Source organism: Pseudomonas huaxiensis (assembly GCF_003231275.1).
In the GTDB taxonomy this organism is placed as follows: Bacteria; Pseudomonadota; Gammaproteobacteria; order Pseudomonadales; family Pseudomonadaceae; genus Aquipseudomonas; species Aquipseudomonas huaxiensis.
The window spans coordinates 1-6,814 of sequence record NZ_QKVL01000082.1; the positions used below are offsets into that span (position 1 = coordinate 1).

Below are 6,814 nucleotides of genomic sequence, written 5' to 3' on the forward strand. Positions count from 1 at the left end.
AAGTCCATAAAAATTTCGTTTAAAAACATATAGATACATACATTTTGATTCCGCAAATCGCTCAATCTGAACGGGCTGGAGGCCTTAAGCAATCAGGTTCGCTTTTTCAGTTGCGGAACTGAATTGAGCTGATCCAACTACGCGAGTTTAGTGCAGAATCGGAGCCGTACCGCCGAGCACCCGGAGCTGGTTGTCACTCATGCCTGAAACAGCGATTCTGCCAGCACACGGAGACGCTCTGCGTCTTCGACTCGACGCCCAGCCGCCACAGCTTCGTGATACTCACGCATAGCGTGGAGAGCCTGAACCAACGGCTCTCCCGCCTCGATCATTCCCTTCATCGGCCCTCTCACAATCCTAGTCTCTTCCCCCATGGAGTCAGGTCGACTGTAAGCGTCCTGTGGAAACGCACGTTTTTCGCGCACCGCATCAACAATTAAGGCTGGCTTAAGCTGGCCCGCTCATTATCCAGCACTTCCCCGCCCCCCGGCGGACTCAGCGCTAACAAGGAAACCGCGATGGCCTGGAAAAATACCGAATCCCGCTATGGCAGCCTCAGCATCGCCCTGCACTGGCTGATGCTAGTGATGATTGCCGGCCTGTATGCCTGTATCGAACTCAAGGGAAACTTTCCCAAGGGCAGCGACACCCGCGAGCTGCTCAAACAATGGCACTTCATGCTCGGGCTCGGGGTTTTCGCGCTGGTCTGGCTGCGCCTGTTCGCCCGCCTGATAGCCCCGACGCCAAACATCAAACCGGCACCACAAGGCTTGCAGCAAGCCCTCGGCAAGCTCATGCACCTGGCGCTCTACGCCCTGATGATCGGTGCGCCGCTGGCCGGTTGGTTGGTGCTCAGCGCGGCCGACAAGCCAATTCCGTTTTTTGGCCTGGAACTACCCGCACTGATCGGCAAGAACCCGCCGCTGGCCGGCGAGATCAAGGAATGGCACGAACTGGCCGGCGTCGTCGGCTACTGGTTGATCGGCCTGCACGCCGCTGCCGCCCTGTTCCACCAGTTCATCAGCCGCGACAACACCGTCGTGCGCATGCTCCCCGGTCGCGACTAAGCCGCCTGCGGCCTAGCAGTGGATGTCTGTAGGAGCCAGCTTGCTGGAGAAAGCTCTGCAACAAAAGGCATCGCCAGCTTGCTGGCTCCTACAAAAGCCCGACGCCCAACGAATCGCGAAGGCGGCACTCAAATTTCCACCTGGGTTCCCAGCTCTATCACACGGTTCAACGGCAGGTTGAAGAAGCGCACGTTGCTGTTGGCGTCCTTCAATAGAAAGGCGAATACGCCCTCGCGCCAGCGCGCCATGCCGATCCGCTTGGTCGAGATCACTGCCTCGCGACTGAGGAAGTAGGTGCTGCGCATCGGGCTGAAATCCAGCCCGTCCAGGTGACACAAACCATCATGGCACATAGCGAACAGCGGAAACCCTGTACCCATAGAACTGCAGCGACGACACCTCTTCACGACACCCCTTGCCTCGACGACAACACCCCTTTACAACACCCCTTACCCGTACAAGACACTCAAAAAAACTGAAACCCTGTAACCATGCGGGTTACAGCGGCAACACCCCTTCACGACACCCCTTCGGCACAATTGGGCATATTTCCTCTATGTGAGGTGAACCGTCAGACTCCCATAAGTAAGAGAGGTGTTGTGAGCATGTTTTTGAACACGTGTCGCGCAGCGGATGTGAGCGGTGCGCCGGTTGCTCTGGAATGTAATCAGCCAGGTACCGGCGAAGAAAGATTTCAGAAGGAAGAAATACTTGGGATTGGCACAGCAGGTGAGAAGCTGAATTCTGTGCAAATTTTCAGCCCAGAAGGAGCAAGACATGGACGCGATTGAGCTACTCGTTTACGCGGTCATTGGCGTAATCGGAACGTTGGGATTGGCAGCGGTAATTGGCTACAAGGTCGCGGATCATCTCGATAAAAAAAATCACACCGACTGACCTTGCAGACACCTGCTGGCTCGCCTGGCGGTGGCTTGGGATTCACTAGCGCTCGGGTAATATTTTGGTATGTGCCAATCCCGCAGGTTCACGCCATGAGCAAAGTTGAGTGCCAGTGCTGCAAGAAGATGATGGTTCCAAAGGTAATCACCAGCGCGCCGTTCTACATCAGCGGAGTACCCGTGGGCGGCCATGACCCGGAGTCGTCTGTATGCCCCTTCTGCCTTTCGCCGAAGTGGATGCTCACCGAACATCAGGCTCTGGCTGCCGGCAAGGCCAATGCCGAGTTCTTTGGCCTTATGGTTCTCGCCCTGGTGAACATCGTTGCGTTCGTCCGTTTCGGCGAAATGGTGGGCGTTATCGCGCTTGCGGTGTCAGTCACAACCGTTCTCATGCGCGCTGGGATGATCCGAGCGCTACGCCGTCGCCTGGGCCGTAAGACGAACTAGTCTATTCCAGGCAAGCGGGATGCTGCTCTGGCTGCAGATACAGTCTCCTACCTGGGTAAAATTCATGCGAATCTCGCTTCGGCTCGACAACACTTCAAATCGCGTCGTCACTCGGTCATTTGATCGCGGATTTTAAGCACTGTGGTGGTACTGCACCCTCTATGGCGAGGGGTCGGCCGCCCCCCAGGCCTGCACCAAGCAGCTTACCAATGCGCTGAGGCAGTTCATTTCAGGCCGACCTTTGTAAGCACCAAGCTTTACCCTCCTAAGGGGAAGATTGGCCGTTCGAACCGGCCCTGGGACACCTTAAAAATCAAGGTTTCCAGCGATCCGCCCGGGTCTACCCACTGCACTCATGGGTGCAGGGTGGGTGCAGAAGCATAGAGAAAGGCCCCGCCGGATCGATCTGAGCGGGGCCTTTTTCTGCGCGCCACAAAATGGCGAAGTCGGGTTTTGTGGCGCGGATTATTGATCAGGCTGCCGAGTCTCGAATGCGCAGCACGGTGGTGGTGGAGCAGTTCGCGTGCCTGGTCGTGGCTCGGATGCCCAGGCCGGCCCCCAGTAGTTCCTTGACCCGCTTGTGCAGTTCTTCGTCCACCGGCCGCCCTTGGTATTTGCCTGCGGCCTTGGCCTTCTGGATACCCTGGGCCTGGCGCTCGCGGCGCTGCTCGTAATCCTTCCGGGCGATCGCCGCCATCATCTCCACCAGCATCGAGTTGATCGCGGCCAGCATCCGGCCGGTGAACTCGTCGCCTTGCGTGTTACGCATCCCCTGGTGGCTGGTGGGCAGGTCGAGCGCGACGATGCGCAGGCCCTTGGCGTCGATCGCGCCCTTGAGCGTGGCCCAGTCATCGGCAGGGAGACGGGAGAGACGGTCGATGGATTCGACCAGCAGCACGTCACCCTTGCGGGCATCCTTGAGCAGGCGCAGCAGCTCCGGCCGATCTGCGGCGGCACCGCTGGCGTTCTCCAGGTACTCACAGGCGATGACCTTGTTATGGTCGCTGGCGAACTTTTCCAGGGAGGCCCGGGCGCGGCCGGCGTCTTGCTCGTCGGTGGAGGCCCGGAGGTAGGCGCGGATGAACATAGTGCAACCTGTATCAGTTTGAGTGTTGTCCTAATGCTGTTGCACTATGAGTGTTACTTATCAAGTAAATCTGTGTATTTCTCAGTATTTTGTCCGTATCTATGAAGGCATACTCAAAAAATCACCGAAGGTTTGCGAAAAACCCACGGCACAGCCCAGCAAAATTACTGCGTAACTGCAATCACGTGACCGCCAATTACGCAATTACTTCCCTACAAAGTAAAACGCCGTGCCCTGATTGAAGATTGCCGCAGGGATCGAGTTTTTCCTCAGCCGCTGGCCAGGGTGGTAGATGTAGATCCACTCAGGCAGATCTTGCGATACAAGCAGTATGGCTTCCGACGTCGTCATGTCGTTCTTGTAGGAATCAAGCGTGAACTGGTTGTCACGTATAAAGATCGGCCCGTAGCTGAGTGGCGATCTCAGAAAGTTCGGCGATTTAGCAGCCTCGTCACTGTATGGAATCGGCCGCTCGGCATAGCTATCTGCCAGGGATGCATAGCCGCGGGCATGGCCATCAGGATACTTACCAGTCTGCATTGGCAACTTCGATAGGCCATGGGCAAAAACTCTCTTGCGAGCATCTTCGACCTTACGCAATGCGAGAGCTGACGCCGCCTCCGCCGAGCTTGCCTGGTCAGCGGGCACCCACGCGACAACCTGAGTTGCACGCACCGGATCGCTCGAGCCACCCAACAGCATCAAGCCCAAGCTAATTCCCGCTGCTGCGCCACCACTCAAACCTGTAGGTGGCGAAGCGAAGCTAACCGCGCTTAATCCAGCATCCCCGAGCACTGTTCCAGAGCCGCTGGCCGGGCTCGCCCTATCAACTGCCCCTGCCAGCTCGATTGGAACGTCACGCTGCCCGGAAATCCCCATGGCGGTCAGAACATGCATAGCATCCGACCATTTTTCCCTCGGTACATCTTTCGGCTCAGGAAGCTGCACAGTCCTAGCCCCCTGGGTGCCAGAGCACCCAACCAGAAGAGCTACTGTCGCGGCCAGCAAGCCGATTCGGATCGTTGTTGATTTATTACCCATGGCGCCACTCCCTGTTTTGATCGCCACAGCTTACGGAGACCTTCAGGAAACCCAACGGCATCAGCCTTTGAGCGGTGCCGGCTTGGGATTTCCAGAGCCTGGCATAGCGTGTCAAGCAACCTCATGCATGCGGAGCGCCACCATGAAATTTCGTCACTTGGGCAATGGATAGACTTTCCCACCCATAGCGCCGAATGGCCGGATATACGCCGTACCTGTCGCAGAGGAAAACCACGTAGAGATTTTCTGCCTGACGCCTGAAGGCATTGTTGGAAGTAGCGTTACTGCCATGTGGGCAGAGATCACGGGCGTCTACTACGACGATGACTCTTGGGAAATCATCCTGCGCAATTACACCGGGCGGGGAATGCGTTTCCGTCGTGGCCACCCCTGCTTCATGGTTGTGGAGGGCGACGAAACGATACTGACGAGCATTCAGGGGTACTCAATTCCCGTATGCACAATGAACTGCATATATTTTGAGAAAACCAATGATTCCTGCCAAACACCAACGTCAAAGCGAGCCTAGATAAAAGAATTATAACTTTTACGGCAATTTTAATTTCCGACGCTAAAAGCGTTTGAAAGCGAAACCTATCCCTCCTGAACCCCGGTAGCTTGTACTCAAACGGACTGATACGGAGCGCTGAAATTGATCCCAAACATATTCCCTGGCAGGGAGCGAACATTCCAATGAGCACACCGTGTTGGGTTCTTATCAAGCATGCGCCTGAACGAATTCTTCATCACCTCTGCCGCCATGCGCGGCGCGGAGAAAACCATGGAAATTCAGACTGAAACTCTGGGTGAAGAGGAAATTGTAGCTATCACTGGCTATCAACTGCCTTCGAAACAAATTCAATGGTTAGCCACTAATGGATGGCAATACGCTCTATCTGGCGCCAGACGTCCGGTCGTTGGCCGAGTGTACGCTCGCCTAAAGCTGGCTGGCGTTAAGCCAACAGCAATGAACGCCGTCGCAGAAACTTGGACTTTTGATTTGTCTCGGGTGGGTTAGCAAGATGCGTCCGAAACAAACCGCTAATAGAGATCTTCCGCCGCGAATGATTCGGCGTACGCGAAAGCGCAAAAACGGCAACATCTGGGTTGCTTACTACTACGACGGCAGGGACGAAGATGGCAGGCGTCGAGAGATACCTTTAGGAAACGACCTGGACATCGCCAAAGTGGAATGGGCGAAGCTCGACAGGAAGGCCATTCCAAAGATAACGCGCTTGATGGGGCAGCTATTCGATCGCTATGAGAGAGATGTCATTCCGGGTAAAAAGCCGCGAACCCAGAAGGACAACCTGGCCGAGCTCAAACAGCTGCGCAAAGCCTTCGATGATGCTCCGATGGAGCTGATTACACCTCAAGTACTTGCCCAGTATCGAGATCGGCGGACAGGCAAGGTTAGGGCGAATCGGGAGATCGCCCTTCTCTCTCACATTTTCAACATGGCAAGGGAGTGGGGCATTACTGATCGCCCAAACCCAGCGACCGGTATCCGCAAAAACAAGGAGACACCTAGGGACTTCTATGCAGGACCGGCGATCTGGGATGCTGTCTACGAGCAAGCCGCTTCCGAGCTGCGCGATGCAATGGATTTGGGCTATCTGACCGGTCAACGTCCAGCGGATGTACTGGCCACCCGGGCGACAGACGTGGTTGATGGTTTTCTGCAATTCGCTCAGGGAAAAACGACAAAAAAACTGAGGATACGTCTTGAGTCGGAAACAGAGACCAGCCAGTTGGGGATACTGGTGGAGCGCCTCCTTACCCAACGCAAGGCGCGAGGGGTGCGCAACCCTTACCTGATCGTGACAGAGGATGGCCGCAACGTAACACCAGCGATGCTGCGCCTTCGCTTTGACGATGCGAGGTCTAAGGCAGCCGCTAAAGCAGCTGAAGAGCAGGACAGCGCCCTAGCTGAAAGTATCCGTCAGTTCCAGTTTCGCGACATCCGCCCAAAGGCAGCGAGTGAAATTGAAGACCTGGCGCACGCTAGCAGGCTACTCGGCCACACCGATAAGCGAATCACGGAGACTGTTTACCGGCGCGTCGGAGAGATCGTGAATCCAACCCGATGAAACCTTTTTTACGGAAGAGTTGCGGAACACCATCGAAAAGTTGCGGAACACTTGGCCTTTTCAGCGTCGAGTTTTCCGCCCTCCAGAAACGAAAAAAGCCCTGAATAATCAGGGCCTTGAATATGGCGGAAGCGTAGAGATTCGAACTCTAGGATAGTTGCCCATCGACGGTTTTCAAGACCG

Annotated in this window: 6 protein-coding genes and 2 pseudogenes; 4 read left to right on the forward strand and 4 right to left on the reverse strand. The window is 55.8% G+C overall.

What is annotated here, in order from left to right; translation table 11 throughout:
* Positions 1 to 147: 147 nt before the first annotated feature.
* Positions 148 to 332 (reverse strand): annotated as a pseudogene (locus DM374_RS33930) (hypothetical protein).
* Between the two features lie 186 nt (positions 333 to 518).
* Between DM374_RS33930 and DM374_RS31825 the strand changes: the two are divergent.
* Complete coding sequence (locus DM374_RS31825) at positions 519 to 1,067, forward strand: cytochrome b (protein WP_110973451.1); 549 nt, start codon at positions 519 to 521, stop codon at positions 1,065 to 1,067.
* Positions 1,068 to 1,195: 128 nt separating this feature from the next.
* Here DM374_RS31825 and DM374_RS31830 read toward each other — a convergent pair.
* Positions 1,196 to 1,405: pseudogene (locus DM374_RS31830) on the reverse strand (KUP/HAK/KT family potassium transporter); the annotation flags it as partial.
* Between the two features lie 654 nt (positions 1,406 to 2,059).
* On the opposite strand from DM374_RS31830, the gene DM374_RS31840 reads away from it, so the two are divergent.
* Positions 2,060 to 2,413 (forward strand): hypothetical protein, encoded by a 354-nt coding sequence (locus DM374_RS31840; protein WP_110973453.1) that lies wholly within the window; start codon positions 2,060 to 2,062, stop codon positions 2,411 to 2,413.
* Positions 2,414 to 2,885: 472 nt separating this feature from the next.
* Here DM374_RS31840 and DM374_RS31845 read toward each other — a convergent pair whose 3' ends face one another.
* The gene (locus DM374_RS31845; protein ID WP_110973454.1) at positions 2,886 to 3,500 is read right to left on the reverse strand and encodes a recombinase family protein; all 615 of its coding nucleotides are present in this window, start codon (positions 3,498 to 3,500) and stop codon (positions 2,886 to 2,888) included.
* 204 nt (positions 3,501 to 3,704) lie between these two features.
* Positions 3,705 to 4,541, reverse strand: a complete 837-nt coding sequence (locus DM374_RS31850; RefSeq protein ID WP_110973455.1) for a hypothetical protein — start codon at positions 4,539 to 4,541, stop codon at positions 3,705 to 3,707.
* Positions 4,542 to 5,322: 781 nt separating this feature from the next.
* Here DM374_RS31850 and DM374_RS31860 point away from each other — a divergent pair.
* Positions 5,323 to 5,559, forward strand: coding sequence for a DUF4224 domain-containing protein (locus tag DM374_RS31860; RefSeq protein WP_110973457.1), 237 nt, complete (start codon positions 5,323 to 5,325; stop codon positions 5,557 to 5,559).
* A gap of 4 nt (positions 5,560 to 5,563) precedes the next feature.
* Positions 5,564 to 6,631, forward strand: coding sequence for a phage integrase (locus DM374_RS31865; RefSeq protein WP_110973456.1), 1,068 nt, complete (start codon positions 5,564 to 5,566; stop codon positions 6,629 to 6,631).
* Positions 6,632 to 6,814: the final 183 nt, after the last annotated feature.

What these genes read in the sequence shown, in the direction of transcription:
- DM374_RS31825 (WP_110973451.1), top strand. Translation starts at nt 519, where the DNA reads ATGGCCTGGAAAAATACCGAATCCCGCTATGGCAGCCTCAGCATCGCC.
- DM374_RS31840 (WP_110973453.1), top strand. Translation starts at nt 2,060, where the DNA reads ATGAGCAAAGTTGAGTGCCAGTGCTGCAAGAAGATGATGGTTCCAAAG.
- DM374_RS31845 (WP_110973454.1), bottom strand. Translation starts at nt 3,500, where the DNA reads ATGTTCATCCGCGCCTACCTCCGGGCCTCCACCGACGAGCAAGACGCC.
- DM374_RS31850 (WP_110973455.1), bottom strand. Translation starts at nt 4,541, where the DNA reads ATGGGTAATAAATCAACAACGATCCGAATCGGCTTGCTGGCCGCGACA.
- DM374_RS31860 (WP_110973457.1), top strand. Translation starts at nt 5,323, where the DNA reads ATGGAAATTCAGACTGAAACTCTGGGTGAAGAGGAAATTGTAGCTATC.
- DM374_RS31865 (WP_110973456.1), top strand. Translation starts at nt 5,564, where the DNA reads ATGCGTCCGAAACAAACCGCTAATAGAGATCTTCCGCCGCGAATGATT.